The organism is Bacillus sp. NEAU-Y102 (assembly GCF_054788175.1).
Window position 1 is genome coordinate 237,440 of record NZ_JBTWFK010000003.1, and the last position, 17,829, is coordinate 255,268.

At 36.2% G+C, this 17,829-nt stretch carries 19 protein-coding genes and 2 other annotated features; of the genes, 4 read left to right on the top strand and 15 right to left on the bottom strand.

Going from position 1 to position 17,829, the window contains the following annotated elements; translation table 11 throughout:
• The first annotated feature begins 78 nt into the window (after positions 1-78).
• Entirely contained in the window at positions 79-795 is a 717-nt protein-coding gene (locus ACYFX0_RS10585) for a CPBP family intramembrane glutamic endopeptidase (RefSeq protein WP_001190242.1), read from the top strand.
• Positions 796-982: 187 nt separating this feature from the next.
• On the top strand, positions 983-1,354 hold the full coding sequence (locus ACYFX0_RS10590) for a hypothetical protein (protein WP_016077226.1): 372 nt from the start codon (positions 983-985) through the stop codon (positions 1,352-1,354).
• Between the two features lie 37 nt (positions 1,355-1,391).
• Here ACYFX0_RS10590 and ACYFX0_RS10595 read toward each other — a convergent pair whose 3' ends face one another.
• On the bottom strand, positions 1,392-3,191 hold the full coding sequence (locus tag ACYFX0_RS10595; protein ID WP_000094778.1) for a DHA2 family efflux MFS transporter permease subunit: 1,800 nt from the start codon (positions 3,189-3,191) through the stop codon (positions 1,392-1,394).
• Between the two features lie 12 nt (positions 3,192-3,203).
• Complete coding sequence (locus ACYFX0_RS10600; protein ID WP_001071423.1) at positions 3,204-3,857, bottom strand: HlyD family secretion protein; 654 nt, start codon at positions 3,855-3,857, stop codon at positions 3,204-3,206.
• Positions 3,858-4,153: 296 nt separating this feature from the next.
• Between ACYFX0_RS10600 and ACYFX0_RS10605 the strand changes: the two genes are divergently transcribed.
• A complete protein-coding gene (locus tag ACYFX0_RS10605; RefSeq protein ID WP_000023661.1) occupies positions 4,154-4,771 on the top strand; it encodes a TetR/AcrR family transcriptional regulator in 618 nt (205 codons plus the stop codon).
• A gap of 40 nt (positions 4,772-4,811) precedes the next feature.
• On the opposite strand, the gene ACYFX0_RS10610 is transcribed toward ACYFX0_RS10605, so the two are convergent.
• From ACYFX0_RS10610 to ytxC, 7 genes are all read right to left on the bottom strand, one after another.
• On the bottom strand, positions 4,812-5,897 hold the full coding sequence (locus ACYFX0_RS10610) for a M42 family metallopeptidase (protein WP_000163554.1): 1,086 nt from the start codon (positions 5,895-5,897) through the stop codon (positions 4,812-4,814).
• A gap of 70 nt (positions 5,898-5,967) precedes the next feature.
• Positions 5,968-6,459 (bottom strand): dUTP diphosphatase, encoded by a 492-nt coding sequence (locus tag ACYFX0_RS10615; RefSeq protein ID WP_000365052.1) that lies wholly within the window; start codon positions 6,457-6,459, stop codon positions 5,968-5,970.
• A gap of 432 nt (positions 6,460-6,891) precedes the next feature.
• Positions 6,892-7,248 (bottom strand): 50S ribosomal protein L20, encoded by a 357-nt coding sequence (gene rplT / locus ACYFX0_RS10620; protein WP_001138362.1) that lies wholly within the window; start codon positions 7,246-7,248, stop codon positions 6,892-6,894.
• 37 nt (positions 7,249-7,285) lie between these two features.
• Positions 7,286-7,486 (bottom strand): 50S ribosomal protein L35, encoded by a 201-nt coding sequence (rpmI, locus tag ACYFX0_RS10625; protein ID WP_001125945.1) that lies wholly within the window; start codon positions 7,484-7,486, stop codon positions 7,286-7,288.
• Positions 7,487-7,507: 21 nt separating this feature from the next.
• On the bottom strand, positions 7,508-8,011 hold the full coding sequence (infC, locus tag ACYFX0_RS10630) for a translation initiation factor IF-3 (protein ID WP_000973215.1): 504 nt from the start codon (positions 8,009-8,011) through the stop codon (positions 7,508-7,510).
• Between the two features lie 62 nt (positions 8,012-8,073).
• Positions 8,074-8,194, bottom strand: a sequence feature (ribosomal protein L20 leader region).
• A 210-nt stretch (positions 8,195-8,404) separates the two neighbouring features.
• On the bottom strand, positions 8,405-10,342 hold the full coding sequence (thrS, locus tag ACYFX0_RS10635) for a threonine--tRNA ligase (protein ID WP_000786077.1): 1,938 nt from the start codon (positions 10,340-10,342) through the stop codon (positions 8,405-8,407).
• 47 nt (positions 10,343-10,389) lie between these two features.
• Positions 10,390-10,618, bottom strand: a binding site (T-box leader).
• Between the two features lie 31 nt (positions 10,619-10,649).
• Positions 10,650-11,531 (bottom strand): putative sporulation protein YtxC, encoded by an 882-nt coding sequence (gene ytxC, locus ACYFX0_RS10640; RefSeq protein ID WP_000569624.1) that lies wholly within the window; start codon positions 11,529-11,531, stop codon positions 10,650-10,652.
• A 235-nt stretch (positions 11,532-11,766) separates the two neighbouring features.
• Between ytxC and ACYFX0_RS10645 the strand changes: the two genes are divergently transcribed.
• A complete protein-coding gene (locus ACYFX0_RS10645; RefSeq protein ID WP_000464454.1) occupies positions 11,767-11,964 on the top strand; it encodes a DUF4177 domain-containing protein in 198 nt (65 codons plus the stop codon).
• Positions 11,965-11,995: 31 nt separating this feature from the next.
• Here the strand turns inward: ACYFX0_RS10645 and dnaI are convergent, their stop codons facing one another.
• The 6 genes from dnaI to coaE form a co-directional block, all read right to left on the bottom strand.
• Entirely contained in the window at positions 11,996-12,934 is a 939-nt protein-coding gene (dnaI, locus tag ACYFX0_RS10650; protein ID WP_000400117.1) for a primosomal protein DnaI, read from the bottom strand.
• Positions 12,935-12,967: 33 nt separating this feature from the next.
• On the bottom strand, positions 12,968-14,377 hold the full coding sequence (locus ACYFX0_RS10655) for a replication initiation and membrane attachment family protein (protein ID WP_000415031.1): 1,410 nt from the start codon (positions 14,375-14,377) through the stop codon (positions 12,968-12,970).
• Between the two features lie 152 nt (positions 14,378-14,529).
• Positions 14,530-14,991: a transcriptional regulator NrdR gene (nrdR, locus tag ACYFX0_RS10660; RefSeq protein ID WP_001203687.1), complete on the bottom strand. Its 462-nt coding sequence runs from the start codon at positions 14,989-14,991 to the stop codon at positions 14,530-14,532.
• A 283-nt stretch (positions 14,992-15,274) separates the two neighbouring features.
• Positions 15,275-15,658 (bottom strand): adenosylmethionine decarboxylase, encoded by a 384-nt coding sequence (gene speD / locus ACYFX0_RS10665; protein ID WP_002003660.1) that lies wholly within the window; start codon positions 15,656-15,658, stop codon positions 15,275-15,277.
• A gap of 387 nt (positions 15,659-16,045) precedes the next feature.
• Positions 16,046-17,074, bottom strand: a complete 1,029-nt coding sequence (locus ACYFX0_RS10670; RefSeq protein ID WP_106081817.1) for a glyceraldehyde-3-phosphate dehydrogenase — start codon at positions 17,072-17,074, stop codon at positions 16,046-16,048.
• A gap of 109 nt (positions 17,075-17,183) precedes the next feature.
• Entirely contained in the window at positions 17,184-17,786 is a 603-nt protein-coding gene (coaE, locus tag ACYFX0_RS10675) for a dephospho-CoA kinase (RefSeq protein WP_000219323.1), read from the bottom strand.
• Positions 17,787-17,829 lie beyond the last annotated feature (43 nt).

Genomic DNA, 17,829 nt, shown 5'->3' on the forward strand with positions numbered 1-17,829 from the left:
ATGTAATATTTAAATGTTACATTCAGAAACAAATTAATCTATAATTTAATATACAAATATAAAGAGGTGATTTCACAGATGCAATCCGCTACACAACTTTCTGATGAACAGAAACACTCTATGTCATGGGGACAATTTATTAGCTCCGTTTTATTCGCTTTTTTCGGAACTGGACTCATTACCTTGTTCCTAGCAATAATGCCCTTAACAATTTATACGGCTAGTCTTACAAATAAAAAGCAAATTGCCCTGTATGAATCTATTGCAAACACCGCAAGTATAGGGTTACAACTAGCCATGTTGTTATTCTTTATTTTTAAATTCAAACCTGCGAAAAGATTATTACTGAACTCTTTTAACTTTAAAGCACTGAAAGAATGGCGCACATACGTATATTTACTTCTTTTCTTCGCTATAAACATCATAATCAACTACTTCTTATTAAATTATGTGTTCCAAGACGCAACAAAGCAACAATCTTCCGCACTAAACTTAGACGTTTTTAAGCAATATCAAATACTATTACTTCTCGGATTTGCAATACTCACACCAATTTTTGAAGAACTTATTTTCCGTGGTTTTATACTTCATTTCTTCTCTGAGCGCTTTCCATTTTGGATTGCAGCAGTCTTAACAAGTTTCTTCTTTGGTATCGCTCATACATACTCACTTGGAGTAATGGTAATTACTTTCTTCATGGGATTATTAATGGCTATTTTATGTAAGAAAACAAAATCCATTCTTCCAGCTATGTTATTTCATATTATAAATAATACGTTGGCATTCTTCAGTTAAAAAGAGGTATCATCACGATACCTCTTTTTACTCTTTTATCACAACTTCAAACTCTTCTTCAATTAGCACTTTTTGATAATCCGTATCATTACTACCCATTTCTATCAATTTATACATATTTATTAATAATATCCAAAATGAACCTGATGTAGTAAAATATAACTCATTACATAAAAGGAGATTATATATGTTTAGCTTCCTTTGGATTGTTTATATGCCACTTCTTGTCTTATGCGGATTTTTCGGTGGTATTTTTTTAATTATTACTAGTATTAAACATCGGAAATTATTTGTTGGTTTAATGGGGGTACTTAGCTTTTCCTTTGTAACGCTACCTTTTGTTTTTTGGAGCATGGAGGTGAATAGCGAGACAATCCTCCCTATTTCAACTACTTTATACTGGATATTGTTTTCTTTAACTGGATTATTAGCAGGGGTAAGAGGATTACAAATGAAAATTAAAAGTATACGCAACATGGGATTCATTATTTTTATTGCGGGACTATTAGGAGTTATTTTCTGGGAACTCATGTCTGCAGGTGATTCATTCTATATCTAATTGCATCTTTTTATAAGAAAACAAAAAAGCAGGAAATTTAATTCCCTGCTTTTCTATTTGGTTTATTGCCTGATTGTAAGAAGAACGATAACACCCAAGCAATACCTGCTAGTATCGTTGCAATTAAGAAGGCATCGTTAATACCGTTAATTGCAGATAGCTTTGAAATTTGTCCATATAATAGTTGTGTGCTCATCGCATCTCCTGCTTGAGCTGATCCGGCAATCGCTGCTAAACTTTGCCCCATACCGTGTACTTTATCAACTAAAATTGGGTTTGATGTTGTTAACATGTTGCCGTAATCTGCTACGTGAGCAGTTGTTTGTTGCGTCATAAGTGTGATTAAAATCGCTGTTCCGATTGAACCAGCTACTTGTCTTGACGTATTTTGCGTTGCTGTACCGTGAGAAATTAATTTCATCGGCAGTGCGTTCATACCAGCTGTCATAATTGGCATCATAATGAATGACATACCAATTGAACGTATAATATAATCCGTCATAATAACGCTATACGGTGTATCCATCGATAATTTTGTAAATTCATATGTCGCATACGTCGTAATTGCCAATCCAATTATCGCTAATGGACGAATGCCATATTTATCGAATAATTTACCCGCTACTGGTCCCATGATCCCCATAATTAATGATCCTGGAAGAAGTAGTAAACCAGATTCAATTGGCGTAAAGCCACGAATGTTTTGCAGATATACTGGAAGCAATAACATACCCCCGAATAATGCCATCGTAACGATTGCGTTAATTACTAAAGTAAAAGTAAATACTGGATATTTAAATACTTGTAAATCAAGCATTTTATTGTCCGTTGTTAACTCTCTCCAAATAAATAACGCTAAACCAATTACACCGATAACAAGTGAAATAATGACTTCTGCACTAGTCCAACTATTATTTCCAGCTTCACTAAATCCGTACAATAAGCTTCCTAGTCCAATACTTGAACTAACAACACCGAATATATCTAATTTCGTTTTAGACACTGGCTGAGCTAGTGTAAAGAATTTTAAAGATAGGAACGTAATAATTAAACCGATAATAAACATCGCATAGAACATTAAGTTCCAGCTATAGTTTTCAATCACCCAACCTGTTACAGTTGGTCCGATAGCTGGTGCTAAAATCATTGCAACACCTAGTAATCCCATCGCCGCTCCGCGCTTATGAGGCGGGAACAATGTCATAAAGATATTCATACCAACCGGCATTAAAATACCCGCACCAACTGCTTGAATTACGCGGCCTGTCATCATCATTGTAAAGTTTCCTGAAGTAGCGCAAATGATAGATCCTACTGTGAAGAATAACATTGCCGCTACAAATAATTTACGATACGTAAATCGTGAAACTAAAAAGGCACTAATCGGCACTAAAATACCATTTACAAGCATAAACCCTGTAATTAACCATTGCGCCGTTGAAGTTGATACGTTAAATTCATTCATTAACGGAGGCAATGCAACGTTAATGATTGTTTGGTTCAAAATAGAAACGAACATGCCGAGAATTAATACTGTTACAACTGCTTTTACATTTACATCCTCTATAGGCATAGACGTTTGTTTTTTCGGCATTTCTTTTTCTTGTTTTACTTCTTCTTGCTTGCCTGTTTCTAATTCAACTACATTAGAAATTTCGGCTTCTTGCTTTTGTTCACTTTCTTTCTCTACTGCTTCTAGCTTACTTACTTCTATTTTACTTACGGCTGGGACTTGTTCTTCTCCCACGTTCGTTTTTTTCTTTCGTAAAAGACGATTTACAAGGAAGAAGACGATTATACAAAATAGTGCATATCCTACAATTGCAATTGAGGACATCTCATCTCCCCCTTACTTATGAATACGAACTGACACATTCATTCCAGGAACAATATTTACTGATTTGCTATGATCTAATGAAATTTTAACTGGCACTACTTGTGTTACTTTCGTATAGTTCGCTGTTGAATTACTTGATGGTAACATCGAGAATGTATTTGCTGTTGTTAAACCAACTTGTTCTACTTTCCCAGTTAACGTTGTATCTGGGTATGCATCTACATACACGTCTACGTCTTGACCTTTCTGAACATCATCAACATCTGTTTCTTCAATGTTTGCTGTTACCCATAAATTGTTCATATCAAATGCGTAAGCAATCGGGCTACCTGCTCCAACGAAAGCATTTGTTGTTGCGTTTGATTGTACAACCGTTGCATTTTGTGGAATTGTTACATCTACTGTTTGTTCTCCATTAGCTGCTGCTACAGTAACAGCTCCTAATTTATCGTTCTCATTGTAATTTTTTCCAACTTCAGCTTTCCAGTCAGTTAGTTTCCCTGCTACTGGTGAAGCAACCGGAATTACCTTTCCATCGATCTTTGCATTGTCTGTTTTTAAGTAATTTTCCGTTTGGTTGTAATAGTAATAACCGACAATACCGCCGCCAACTAGTACAATTAATGTGATAATGTTGATAATTACCATTCTTCGAAACTGATTCATTGCATTCCTCTCCTTATATCGCATATAATTTTTTTCTAAACTATTTATGTCCTTATTGTTTAGATTGTTTAATTGTTAATTATATTAACCTTTTAACGAAAAAATCACACCATCTGCAGCGTAAATCGAAACTTATCTACCTGCGAGCGGTGCTGATTTCTGAAGGACTATCGTTTATAATTATAAATAATTATTTTGAATCTACAACCGACAATTTACGTATGAAATGTTGCTTAAACAACAATATAATACCAATATGTTGTTTAAGTATAGAAAATTAAACGAGGAGAAGTAAAATGTCTATTAAAAATACAAATGATCCACGTGTAAAGCGAACGAGACAACTCATTCAGGATGCTTTTGTCGCTTTAGTAGGCGAAAAAGGCTTTGAAAATGTAACTGTGCAACATATCGCAGAACGTGCTCCTGTAAATCGCGCTACATTTTATAGCCATTACCATGATAAATATGACCTATTAGACAAAAGTATTGAAGAAATGTTAGAGAAGCTAGCAGAAGTAATTAAACCGAAAAATAGAAATAAAGAAGATTTTCAACTTACATTCGATTCACCTCATCCTACATTTTTGGCTTTATTCGAACATATCGCAGAAAATGTAAACTTTTATAACGTTATGCTTGGGGATAAAGCTGCCGGAAACTACTCTTATAAAATGATGAAAACGATACAAGTGCATTTAACATTAAGCTTGTCTATTTCACAACCAGATGACGAAGATCTTATGGTTCCTCGTGATATTTTGATTAGTTATGTGACAGGGGCTCACATCGGAATGATTATGTCATGGTTAAAAAGAGGAATGATATATACCCCGCATTTTATGGCGATGCAATTAACTCGTTTAATTATTTTAGGCGCTCATACTGCAGCAGGATTAGAACGACCTTTTTAAAACATAAAAAAGCGAAGGAAAATCTCCTTCGCTTTTTCTATTAATTAAATGTAATGTTATGTACAGCATCCTTATCAAGACGTTTAATAACTTCTACAATTAACTTTACTGCATTTTCATAATCATCACGGTGTAACATTGCTGCATGAGAATGAATATAGCGCGTTGCAATTGTAATTGCCATAGAAGGAATACCGTTTACAGCAATATGAATCGCACCCGCATCAGTTCCCCCGCCCGCTACTGAATCATATTGGTATGGGATTTGTAATTCGTCAGCAACATCAACTACGAAATCACGTAAACCTGTATGTCCAATAACAGAAGCATCATACAAAATGATTTGTGGTCCATCGCCCATTTTACTTTGCGCTTCTTTTGACGTTACACCCGGTGTATCTCCAGCGATACCAACATCTACTGCGAACGCGATATCTGGTTTAATATAATTCGCAGATGTTTTTGCACCACGAAGACCAACTTCTTCTTGTACAGTTCCAACGCCGTATACAACGTTTGGATGCTTTTCATCTTTTAATTGTTTTAATACATCAATTGCAATCGCACAACCGATTCGGTTATCCCATGCTTTTGCAAGTAACATTTTTTCATTCTTCATCACTTGGAATTCAAAGTAAGGTACAACTTGATCTCCTGGTCGTACGCCCCACTCCATTGCTTCTTCTTGGCTAGAAGCACCGATATCGATGAACATGTCTTTAATTTCAACTGGCTTTTTACGTGCTTCTGGAGGTAAGATGTGCGGTGGTTTTGAACCAATTACACCTGTTACATCTCCTTTACGCGTTACAATCGTCACGCGCTGTGCAAGCATAACTTGTGACCACCAGCCACCCACCGTTTGGAAGCGTAGGAAACCTTTGTCATCAATTTGCGTAATCATAAAGCCAACTTCATCTAAATGACCTGCAACCATAATTTTCGGGCCGTTTTCTTCCCCTACTTTTTTCGCAACTAAACTTCCTAAATTATCAGTAGAAAGCTCGTCTGCAAATGGCTCGATATATTTCTTCATTACTTCGCGTGGTTCACGCTCGTTACCGGCAATACCACGTGCATCTGTTAATTCTTTTAGCATTGTCAATGTCGCGTCTAATTTTGTCATTGCCAACACCCTCCTTTTTCTTCAGTCAATTCATTATACAATAATTAAATTGAAATATTCAAAAATTAAATTAGTATCCTTGTGTTTGACGCTGATGATTTACTTCATTTTTATCTAAATACGCTTTTTCAATCTCTTCTTGCTCAAATTCAAGTGCTTGTCCAAGTCGAAGATAGCTCGTAAATAATTCAATATAGTTTGTAATAGATGGTTGATCTGTAAAACGAATTACTTTCGCGTATGTGTCTAAGAAAATTTCCACTTGTGTTTTATTCGTTTGTGCACATTTATAGAATAGGAAGTTTTTATCAATCCCTAAATCAATTCCGATTGATAAAATAAAATGCAAACCATCTACGTATTCTTCTAATATTACTCCACGTTCCGAAGCTGGTTTGTTGCTCCAATATTTAAAACAACGTGTTTCATTTGCAAGTTCTCCAATTTCTACAAGAAGAGCTAACATTTTTTCTTTTAACAATTTTTTCGGTTGTAAGTCATGTTCTTTTGCAATACGGTCATCTAATTCTTTTTGTAATTTAAATAGTTGTAGTAAGTCCATTCTATTGTCCTCCTCCAACATCGCATTTTACGCAACAATGTTGTTTCATCTCAAAGTTCATTATTATGTTTCAGTTCTTATGAATAAGTCAGCTATCTACCTCTTTATAAAATAGCTTGTCCTTAATTTACAAATACGTTTCAGTCATCGCTCTTAAATTGTTCATCTGATGAAAGTTCCATATCATCTTTCCATTATAGCAGTGTCGTTTCGGCTAGGAAAGATACTCTTCTTTCCAAAAGAGCAGAATTAAAAAAAGCCAGGAGGATTCTCCTGACTTCACATATATATTCTTCTATACCGCTATAGTTTTTATATTAATTTTGTCATATCGATAATAGCACATCCGTTAATCTTTAGAACTTCAAACTTCTCTCTGAATACAAACAAAAAACCTTAGAAGAAAATTCTTCTAAGGTTTCAACTAATTAATTAGTTAATGTTGTTTTTTGCAACTGTTGCTAATTCAGCGAAAGCTTTTTCGTCATGAACAGCTAAGTCAGCAAGCATCTTGCGGTTAACTTCGATGCCAGCATTTTTAAGACCGTGCATTAAGCGGCTGTAAGAAAGACCATTCATACGAGCTGCTGCGTTGATACGTGTAATCCATAATTTACGGAAGTCACGTTTCTTTTGACGGCGGTCACGGAATGCATACATTAGAGATTTCATAACCTGTTGGTTAGCAACCTTGAATAATGTATTTTTTGAACCGTAGTAACCTTTTGCTAATTTTATAACTTTTTTACGACGTTGACGAGTAACTGTACCACCTTTTACTCTTGGCATAATATTACCTCCTAATTGTTCTATATATCAGCCGAACTTATTTTAAGTTGTCAAGCATTTGACGAATGCGTTTGAAGTCACCAGCGCTTACTACACCAGCTTTACGTAGTTTACGTTTAGCTTTTGTAGATTTGTTAGCGAATAAATGGCTTGTGTAAGCGTGAGAACGTTTCAGTTTACCTGATCCAGTCTTTTTGAAACGCTTTGCAGCGCCGCGATGAGTTTTTTGTTTAGGCATAGGTATTTCCTCCTCTATCTATTACTTATCGTTTTTCGGTGCTAAAACTAAGAACATACTGCGTCCTTCCATTTTAGGCTTAGATTCAACTGTACTAACTTCAGCACAAGCTTCTGAGAAGCGATCTAAAACACGTTGACCGATTTCTTTATGAGTAATGGCACGTCCTTTAAAGCGAATTGACGCTTTAACCTTGTCGCCTTTCTCTAAAAACTTGATAGCATTACGAAGTTTTGTGTTAAAGTCGTGTTCATCAATTGTTGGACTTAAACGAACTTCTTTCATGCTAATTACTTTTTGATTTTTGCGCTGCTCTTTTTCTTTCTTCTGTTGCTCAAAGCGGAATTTACCGTAGTCCATAATGCGGCATACTGGCGGTTTCGCATTTGGAGCAACTAATACTAAATCAAGATTAAGATTTGCAGCTAAGTCTAAAGCGTCATTACGAGACTTGATTCCAAGTTGATCGCCATTTGCGCCAACTAAACGTACTTCACGTGCACGAATTTGCTCGTTAATCATCATATCCTTGCTAATAGTAAGCCACCTCCAAGGTTTTCTCAGAACATATTTTGTAGTCATAGAACCCGACAAAAAAAGTGCGGGCATACGACACCCACACTTGTAAAATCTTAAGTAAGAAATACATTTACCTGCTAACTGCGAATGCGTCCATCAGGTGAGAAGCGGGTGCTTCTACTTGTTCCACAAAACAATATTCTATTATCCTTGATGAGTTTATCATAGGACATGACGTCTGTCAAGAAGACGCGATGTGTTTTACTAACAACAAGAAATATTGTAACAAACAACTAACATACTTGCAATACTTTTTTACGATAAGTGTTACATGGGTATTTTTTCTAATTCCCCTCAAGTATATTACATAAAAAAGCCGCGGTATACCGCGGCTTTTTCTTATCGTTTTCCTTCTACTTTAATCATGTCAACAAAAGCATCTAATGCGATTGTTTCTGATTTTTGTTCACCATATTTACGTACGTTTACGCCGTTTTCAGTTACTTCATTGTCACCTACTACAAGCATGTACGGAATTTTTTGCATTTGTGCTTCACGGATTTTGTAACCAATCTTCTCTTCACGAGTGTCTAATTCAACACGGATACCAGCACGACGCAATTCGTCTTGTACTTTCTTCGCATAGTCTAAATGTACTTGCGGAGAAACTGGAATTACTTGTACTTGAACTGGAGCTAACCAAGTTGGGAATGCACCTTTGTATTCTTCAATTAAGAAGGCTACGAAGCGTTCCATAGTTGATACAACACCACGGTGAATTACAACTGGACGATGTTGCTTACCGTCTTCACCAACATAAGTTAATTCAAAGCGTTCTGGAAGTAAGAAGTCTAATTGTACAGTTGAAAGTGTTTCGTCTTTTCCAAGAGCAGTACGAACTTGAACATCCAGTTTTGGACCGTAGAATGCCGCTTCACCTTCAGCTTCATAGTAATCAAGACCCATTTCATCCATAGCTTCTTTTAACATACCTTGTGCTTTTTCCCACATCTCATCATCCGCATAATACTTTTTAGTATCTGCTGGGTCGCGATAAGATAGACGGAATGAGTAGTTCTCTAAACCGAAATCTTTGTACACTTCTAGAGTTAAGTTTACAACACGTTTTAACTCTTCTTTAATTTGATCTGGACGAACGAAAATGTGCGCATCGTTTAAAGTCATTCCGCGTACACGTTGTAATCCAGATAACGCACCTGACATTTCATAACGATGCATTGTTCCAAGTTCCGCAATACGGATTGGTAATTCACGGTAGCTGTGAATATCATTTTTATAAACCATCATATGGTGAGGACAGTTCATTGGACGAAGAACTAATTCTTCATTATCCATTTCCATTGATGGGAACATGCCATCACGGTAGTGGTTCCAGTGACCAGAAGTTTCATATAACTCTCTGCTTCCTAATACTGGAGTGTATACGTGATCATAACCTAAGCTTGCTTCTTTATCAACGATGTAACGCTCGATAATACGACGAATTGTTGCACCTTTTGGTAACCAAAGTGGTAAACCTTGTCCTACTTTTTGGCTATTAGTAAATAGTTTTAATTCTTTACCTAATTTACGGTGATCGCGCTCTTTCGCTTCTTCAAGCATACGTAAGTGCTCATCTAGTTCTGCTTTCTTAACGAATGCAGTACCGTAAATACGTTGTAACATTTTATTATTGCTATCGCCGCGCCAGTAAGCACCTGCAACGCTTAATAATTTAAACACTTTAATTTTCCCTGTAGATGGAAGGTGAACACCACGGCAAAGGTCGAAGAATTCACCTTGCTCATAGATTGAAATAACTGCATCTTCTGGAAGGTCGTTAATTAAATCTAATTTTAACTCATCGCCAATTTCTTCAAAGCGACGAAGTGCTTCTGCACGTGGTACTTCATGACGAACGATTTCTAAGTTCTCGTTCACGATTTTTTGCATTTCTTTTTCGATTTTCTTGAAGTCTTCAACTGTAATTGCTTCTTCCATATCGATATCGTAATAGAAGCCATTTTCAATTACTGGGCCAATGCCAAGCTCAAGCTTAACATCTTTATATAAACGTTTTAACGCTTGTGCTAAAAGGTGGGCTGTTGAATGGCGTAAAATATATAAGCCATCTTCAGAATCTAATGTAATAATAGAAACTGCACCATCTTCTTCGATTGGTGTAACAAGATCGATCATCTCATCGTTTAATTTTCCAGCTACAGCTTTTTTCTTTAAGCCTGGGCTAATAGAAGCTGCGATTTCTTCAGTTGTTACGCCTTTTGGAAACTCCTTCACAGCTCCATCAGGGAAAGTAATTTTAACTACATCTGCCATCACTGGTCACTCCTCTTTTTCTCAAAATAAAAAACACTCATCCCATAAAAAGGGACGAGTGTTGAATTCGTGGTTCCACCCTTGTTCCAATTAACATGATCGTTAATTGCTCAAGTTCAACATAACGGTGTTGTCCGTTAGCAATTACTAAAAGAATCGTTCACTGCTAAAGTTTAGAGGTGGTAAGTAATAATCCCGTACTAGGAAGCTCACACCCTAAGGCTTCCCTCTCTGAAAATCGTAGAAAACTACTCATGTCCTCATCATGACATTTCGATATATTTCATTTATGTAGGTAATTATATGCTCAAAAACTTAGAAAATCAAGGGCGTTACCTTTATTTTTTAAATTTTTCACATTGCGCTCAAAATCATGTAATCCATGTAATTGGACCCGTTCTTGAAACACATTTCGCAAAGTAATAATCATATTATGGTCTTGTTCCTTCGTATATAAATAAATCTTTTTTGGCGAAATAGAAAGAAGCGGCGCAATTACTTTTGTATCAATATATACATCATTTTGCTTTAATAATTCTTCATCTATATATTGGACCAACTTCTCCTGTTTTAAACGTCTACCTTTATCATCATAAAAGATAAAGCTTTCATCAAAAATAAGATGCACACAGGACAAGCGTGATTTACGGCTACTCACTTGTTGCCGAAGCGTTTCAATGAACATTTGGTATTCTTGCTCCATCTTATACTCATCAATTGCCACTTCCGCAAGTTTAGCCACCATTTCCCTATATGTACGAAGACGAAAACGGATATATGATGAAAACGAGAATGAGAGCGGATCACAAAGCCAATTATTTAAAGAAGACTTAATATATGACTCAAATGCGTTACGAGTTAAATCCTGAGCTACACCTTTTCTTCTTCCCTTTAAAATCTCATGTGCCATGTGCAATATTTGATGACACTCTTCTTGTTCTTCATAAAAAAACTTTTCTTTTAAGATCGTATAAATCCACTCATTTTGTTTCACATTCACAATGAAATACACCATTACTGGCAATAAGATCTTTTCAATATAATTCGATTCATGTACTGGTATGTGAATCACCACTTTTTGCTCCTGTAAATACACACTCGTTTCCTTATATAACACTTCCGCTCTTTTCAGCAATTGTCTATATACGTGCATAGCATCATTTTTTTCTTCGAAGCAAATTTCAATCACTTTTGTCCCCCCTTTTATCCCTGCTCTAAAGGACTGTATCTATACGTTACAAATCCTATAAGAGTCCTTTCCGCGTGAAGTTCACTCTTAGTAGAATTACATTTCCTATCGTTAGAAAATCCACTCAATCTGGCTTGCTAATTTTATATATATTAAGGGAGGGAGAAAAAAATGATACAAGCTACTATGAATTTTTTATTGTATACTTTATTTATCACTAAAAGGGGGTATCCGAATGTTCGAATATAAATTCGTAAAAGTCGAATTCCATTGGGGGCTCACTCGCTCAAAACTAGCTGAAGACTACCAAGAAATTATTCAAGAACATGCTAGAGATGACTGGAGGTTCGTACAGATTGTCGCCCCTACGATTGGCAGTTCTGGACAACCTGAATATTTCGACCTCATATTTGAAAAGAAAATATCACTATAATACAAAAGAGCAAGCTTCTCAGCTTGCTCTTTTACTTATGACGACGATTTTTCCCACCAATCGGAATTGGTTTCGCTAAATATTTAATTCGTTCCATAATACGTGCTGCCTTCATTTCTTCAGCCTCACCACGCTGTGTATACGTTAAATGGTGTTCCAGTTGTTTAAAATCAAAATTAGACGTAAAGAACGTCGGTAAGTTTTCTAACATACGGAATTGCAAGATTGCACCAAGCACATCGTCACGCACAAAGCTTGACATTGCTTCTGCCCCGATATCATCTAACATTAAAACTTGTACGCGTTTAACCGCATCAATCTTTTCACCAATCGAATTATCTTGAATCGAACTTTTGATTTCACGTAAAAATTCTGGGAAGTATACGAGCATCGAACTTATTTTCTTTCGAGCAAGCTCGTTCGCAATTGCTCCTAAAAGGTACGTTTTTCCTACACCAAATTTACCGTACAAATATAAACCTTGTGCTTTTTTACCTGGTTCATATGTACTTAAAAATTCATTCGCTGCACCAATTGCATCGATACGTGCATTTAAATCAGAAGGGTCTAAGTTTTCCATAGTTGCCTGTAAAATATCCGTTGGCATATATACACTTTGAACGAGTTTTTCATATTTCTTTCTCTCGTCATGTGCTACTTTTCTAACGCAGCGATCATATTGAATATCAATCATTTTCCCTTGAATAACAAGCTTTGGCTCGTACCCTTGCAGCATATTTTTACATGAACCTAAATCCGGACAATCCACGCAACCTACACTTTGTCCAATATATTCATATAGCTTCACAAGACTGCGCTCAATCATAGAAGTCGTTACTTCACCTTTATGTTCGTCTATAAATTCTTTCACACGCGGATGCGCCATTACTTCTGCCTTTAATACTTCATATCTATTTTTAAATTTTTCATTTCCCATTAATTTTGCAAATGAATTTTGAATATGCTCCATTTTCTCACCTCAAAGAGCGTTCATTCTCTTCTATTAATCACGCTTATATTTTTTTAACACTTCTTCTAATCGTTTTCGTTCATCTTCTAACGTACTTGCATCTTTTTCTACACTTACATCTTTCTTCGCCGTTTCTTTCTCTTGTTCCTTCGGCTCTTCTTCCTTAAGCCAATCTGGTACCATTTCTTTCCGTACCGTTTTCTTCGCCGTACGGCCTTTTTTCTTCGTCTCAGCCCACTCTTGATATTGACGGTTCTCTTCTTTCGCTAACTCCATCGCGTCCGCTACTGTACCAACCTTTTTACGTGCCCAATGCCCAGCAATCTTCTCGACATACGTTTTCGCAAGTTTCATATCTGAGCGTAGCATAACGTAATAAATAAGTACATTCACAACTCCTGGTGTCAATTTTTGATTAATCATGACATCTTCAACGATTTGCAAGTCCGCTTTCGTTGCCTCTGCACCACCAGAAATCTCTTTCAATAATTGTTTTGGCGAGATTTCCTCTAGCTGCTTTATTAGCATCTCCTCTTGCGATGAAGGCTCTTTCTCTTTCATCGTACGTGCAGCATGAGGCTGTACTCTTTCACTTAATACCGGTAATGCTTGACCATTTTCAAATTGATACCAATCGCGAGCTCCTTTTCTAAGCCTTTCCATATCAATTGTTTGCATCTCTGTCACCGCACCAAGAACGATATTTTGCATCGATAACACATCTACACCATACACGTAAGCAAGTGTTATAACGCAGTCTCTTACTTGATCTGTAATCGACTTTTTAGGAACAAGAGCGGACAATCCATCTACAAATAAAGAGAAATCAAAGAAATCATTCCAAACTTTCGGAGCGTCTCCCTTCTCGTTACTTGGCATAGTTGTCGTTTTTGGGATACGAAGGTCTTCTTGCGCATGCTCAAGCTGTCCTGGATTAAACGAACCAAACACATCATTGAAAGAGCGCGTAACATTTTCATAAGAAGCAAAATCAAATTCTTCTTCTAAGAAATATTGCTTTACTTGATTATATTTTGTCCGACTCAATCGATTGTATAAAAAGATACTTAAAACAATATCATCAAAAAACTGCTTTGGAGATAAAGGTGGTTGCAACTCATATATGAACATTCGAATATCTTTTTCTTTCTTAATATATACCTTCAAAAGCCCAATTGCCTCTAACTTTACTCGTTCCTCATATATTTCAGGAAGTTGCATTTGCATAGTCACCATAAGGGAATGATGTGTATTCTCTTTTCCAAATACACGATCTTGCTCTAGCTCCCCCCATAGTGTCATGTATAAGCTAAAAGCTCTACTACCTATTAACGGCTGATACAACATCGTTAATACTTTTCGGTCGTAATTATGCAGTAGCCCTTTCGCACTTACTTTATAACGATCAATCGGCAATAGCTCCATCCATGACTGTTTTTCCATTATTGCTTTTCCTTTCTCTCATCCAATCTATCCTCTACTTCATTCGTTCTACCTTCATTATATAAATTCTTAGTGAAAAAGAGCTATTAGCTTACGCTTCTAGCTCTCTTATCCTATTACTTACGGTATGTAAAGAGAATAAAATACAACTTCTACTCTCTTTCTTTTTGCAGTATATCTTTTAATTCTTCAATAAATACATTTAAATCTTTAAATTGACGATATACAGAAGCAAAGCGTACGTAAGCAACATCATCAATATCGCGAAGTTCTTCCATAACAATTTCACCAATCATATCACTTTTCACTTCTGATATACCTAAATTACGCAGTTCACGTTCCACGCTTTGTGTTACTTCTTCTAATTGTCTTAAAGATACTGGTCTTTTTTCACACGCTTTAATTAAACCACGTAAAATCTTTTCTTTATTAAACTCTTCTCGTGTGCCTTCTTTTTTTACAACGATAAGAGGTGACTCTTCTACCCTTTCAAAGGTCGTAAAGCGACTTAAGCAACTTTCACACTCTCTCCTTCTTCGAATAGAGCGCCCCTCGTCTACCGGACGCGAATCTAACACTCTTGTACCATTATGAGAACAGGATGGACAACGCAATTCATTCACTCCTTTACACTATACTCTTTATTTTTCTCTACTCACTTCACCTAAAATATATATACAATATTATATAACTCATTCTAACTCTCTTACCACTTTAAGTTTCAGCGCATCACTTTATCATCTCATCCTTAAAAATAAGATGGTATATAGGGCACTACCTCATTTGCAAGAGTACAATTTATTCAACTAACCAGTACGTTATATTACCTCTTTTTTATAAACTAAAAAAGAGGTGCATTATACACCTCTTTACATTTTAAATCAATTATGTTCTTTTTTAAAGAGCTTTTGTTTCTCTCTGCTTAATTTCGAAGCTACCAGTGCCTCGAGGAAGCTCGATGCTCTCACGCGTTTTCGCGTTTAAACCTTCTGCAATATATTCTGCAGCAACATTTGGATCAATACGATCCCCACAAGTATAAACATCAATACTCGCGTAACCGTGCTCCGGAAAGCTATGAATTGTTAAATGTGATTCCGAGATAATTACTACTCCACTTACACCTTGTGGTGCAAATTTATGGAAAGCAACCTCACGCACTTCAGCACCAGCTCTTAGTGCTGCATCCACAAATAATTGTTCAATATACGGCATGTCATTAAGCTTGTCGAAATCGCAATCCCAAAGTTCAGCGATCACGTGACGACCCATCGTATCCATAGTATCCATTCTACAGTTCCCCCTTGTAAATTTATTCTAACTGTTCGAATTGAAAACTAATTTGCAATTTGGCTTGCTCCACTACCACGGGGGAAAGTTAGTCCAGAGAGGTCCTAACCCTTTAAGTAGTGACTACGTACCTCAGCTCTTAAGTTTACGAGTGTTAGTATACTTTGTTTATTTTCATTTTGCAACAACAGTTTTTTCGATTTTCTGTCATATTTTCCTCTTTACTTTTCCCTAAAAAAAATAAACGATTCACAAATGCAGTAATCACAACGTTTCGTGGTATGTCCACTATTTAAAATATACTCATATAATTTTTTTCCTTTTCAGAAAAAAATAAAAAAAGAGGGCAAATATTGCCTTGCCCTCCCCCTTATTCACTTAAATGTGTTGCACATTTTCTTGTTTCGCTAACTCTTCAACAACTAACGTTACAAGATCTACAACACGACGAGAGTAGCCCCACTCGTTATCATACCAAGCAAGTACTTTCACTTTACGATCACCCATTACCATTGTAGATAAACCATCAATGATAGCTGAGTGTGTATTTGTATTAAAGTCGATAGATACTAAAGGCTCTTCGCTGAATTCTACAATACCTTTTAACGCACCGTTTGCAACCGTTTTGAAAGCTTCATTAATAGCTTCAACTGTCACATCACGTTTTACGTCTACTACTAAGTCAACAAGAGACACGTTTGGCGTTGGTACACGAAGTGCCATACCATGAAGTTTTCCGTTCAAGTGCGGAAGAACTTTTGCTAGCGCTTTCGCGGCACCTGTCGTTGTCGGAATGATTGATTGTCCGCAAGCACGCGCTCTTCTTAAATCTTTATGTGGGTTATCAATATTTTTTTGGTCATTTGTATAAGCGTGAACAGTCGTCATTAAACCGTTTTCAATTCCGAACTGCTCATCTAACACCTTTACAACAGGCGCTAAACAGTTTGTTGTACAAGATGCATTTGAAATAACAGTATGTTTTGTAATATCTAATTGGTCTTCATTCACACCAACTACAATTGTTACATCTTCATTTTTACCAGGCGCTGTTAAAATAACCTTTTTCGCTCCAGCTTCAACGTGAAGAATTGCTTTTTCTTTTGAATTAAATTTACCAGTTGCTTCAATTACAACTTCAACACCTAAATCTGTCCAAGGCAATTCCTTTGGATCGCGGTTGTTTAAAAGGCGAATCATTTTTCCATCAACTAATAAGTGATCTTCAAATGCTTCTACTGTTCCGTCAAACTTACCATGAACTGTATCATATTTAATTAAGTGTGCTAACGTTTCAGATGGATAGCTTGCATTGATTGCTAGAATTTCGAATGCGCTTTCTTTTATTGCTTGACGAAATACCATTCTCCCAATACGTCCAAATCCATTAATTGCCACACGAGTCATAATATGTTATCCCCCTTGAATGCGTTATACTATTTATCTCCAATTCCAATAATAGTATAACACAAAAAGGAGATATGTCACTAAGCATTTTCATTAATTTCACAATTTTTTAGTCAATAATGTTCCATTTCTTTAAAATCACCTGCAATTGTGTTTTCGTTCCCATAATTGTGCCATCATTATTTATCACTTCATCTGCATTTTTCACTTTTTCCGCTAACGGCATTTGAGATTGAATACGCGCCGTTGCTTCTTCTTCGGAAAAACCATTTCGTTTCATCAAACGTTCTAATTGTGTATCAGGAGTAACTGCTACAACTAAAACACGGTCAACGAGACTTGTTAATTTACTTTCAAATAAAAGAGGGATATCTAACACAATCGCTTGCATACTTTCTTTTATGTACATTTCCTTTTGTCTATTCATTTCCTCACGTACTGCAGGATGAACAATTTTGTTTAACTGCAATCGTTTTTCTTCATTATAGAAAACGACACTCCCTAATTTCGGCCGATCCAGTTCTCCGTCTTTTTGCAACACTTCCGTTCCAAATACTTCTACTATTTTGTTATATGCTGGTTTTCCTCGCTCTACAACTTCTCGCGCAATAATATCTGCATCAATAACTGGTATGCTCAATTCACGAAACATTTGAGACACTGTACTTTTTCCACTTGCAATGCCTCCTGTTAATCCAATTACTACTGTCATCATAATCCTCCTCATAATAAAAGGCGCGAAACTAATGTTCCAC

Bases quoted from the DNA above. Each gene is read 5' to 3' on its own strand.
- ACYFX0_RS10615 (WP_000365052.1), bottom strand. From the start codon at position 6,459: ATGGACTTACTACAACTATTTAAATTACAAAAAGAATTAGATGACCGT.
- speD (WP_002003660.1), bottom strand. From the start codon at position 15,658: ATGGATACGATGGGTCGTCACGTGATCGCTGAACTTTGGGATTGCGAT.
- ACYFX0_RS10670 (WP_106081817.1), bottom strand. From the start codon at position 17,074: ATGACTCGTGTGGCAATTAATGGATTTGGACGTATTGGGAGAATGGTA.
- ACYFX0_RS10585 (WP_001190242.1), top strand. From the start codon at position 79: ATGCAATCCGCTACACAACTTTCTGATGAACAGAAACACTCTATGTCA.
- ACYFX0_RS10590 (WP_016077226.1), top strand. From the start codon at position 983: ATGTTTAGCTTCCTTTGGATTGTTTATATGCCACTTCTTGTCTTATGC.
- ACYFX0_RS10600 (WP_001071423.1), bottom strand. From the start codon at position 3,857: ATGAATCAGTTTCGAAGAATGGTAATTATCAACATTATCACATTAATT.
- coaE (WP_000219323.1), bottom strand. From the start codon at position 17,786: ATGACAGTAGTAATTGGATTAACAGGAGGCATTGCAAGTGGAAAAAGT.
- rplT (WP_001138362.1), bottom strand. From the start codon at position 7,248: ATGCCAAGAGTAAAAGGTGGTACAGTTACTCGTCAACGTCGTAAAAAA.
- ACYFX0_RS10655 (WP_000415031.1), bottom strand. From the start codon at position 14,377: ATGGAAAAACAGTCATGGATGGAGCTATTGCCGATTGATCGTTATAAA.
- ACYFX0_RS10595 (WP_000094778.1), bottom strand. From the start codon at position 3,191: ATGTCCTCAATTGCAATTGTAGGATATGCACTATTTTGTATAATCGTC.
- ACYFX0_RS10605 (WP_000023661.1), top strand. From the start codon at position 4,154: ATGTCTATTAAAAATACAAATGATCCACGTGTAAAGCGAACGAGACAA.
- thrS (WP_000786077.1), bottom strand. From the start codon at position 10,342: ATGGCAGATGTAGTTAAAATTACTTTCCCTGATGGAGCTGTGAAGGAG.
- ACYFX0_RS10645 (WP_000464454.1), top strand. From the start codon at position 11,767: ATGTTCGAATATAAATTCGTAAAAGTCGAATTCCATTGGGGGCTCACT.
- dnaI (WP_000400117.1), bottom strand. From the start codon at position 12,934: ATGGAGCATATTCAAAATTCATTTGCAAAATTAATGGGAAATGAAAAA.
- infC (WP_000973215.1), bottom strand. From the start codon at position 8,011: ATGATGATTAACGAGCAAATTCGTGCACGTGAAGTACGTTTAGTTGGC.
- ACYFX0_RS10610 (WP_000163554.1), bottom strand. From the start codon at position 5,897: ATGACAAAATTAGACGCGACATTGACAATGCTAAAAGAATTAACAGAT.
- rpmI (WP_001125945.1), bottom strand. From the start codon at position 7,486: ATGCCTAAACAAAAAACTCATCGCGGCGCTGCAAAGCGTTTCAAAAAG.